1 rRNA gene is annotated in these 314 nt (G+C 45.9%); it reads left to right on the plus strand.

Going from position 1 to position 314, the window contains the following annotated elements:
• Window positions 1-195: 195 nt before the first annotated feature.
• Window positions 196-308, plus strand: a 5S ribosomal RNA gene (rrf, locus tag ACO0LM_RS28780).
• The last annotated feature ends 6 nt before the right edge of the window (window positions 309-314 follow it).

Raw genomic sequence — 314 nt, forward strand, 5'->3', positions numbered from 1 at the left:
ATTCGGAAGAATTCCACTTGTTCGACAGCAGTCACAACCACCACAGTAAGCGATGGTCTCGCTTACTGTGACAAAATAAATAATGATGATTAGTGCGAAGACTCACCTCTGCCGCACACTCTACTGAACTTCTTCTGAATTGGATTTGTTGCCGGCTACAGCTCAACGTAGTCAACAACAGATCAACAAGTTATGCCTGATGACCATAGCTAATCGGTACCACCCCTTCCCATCCCGAACAGGACCGTGAAACGATTACGCGCCAATGATAGTGCTGCAACCAGTGTGAAAGTAGGTTATTGTCAGGCTTGTAT

The sequence above is a fragment of the Undibacterium sp. Di26W genome (assembly GCF_049340265.1).
Lineage (GTDB): Bacteria > Pseudomonadota > Gammaproteobacteria > Burkholderiales > Burkholderiaceae_D > Undibacterium.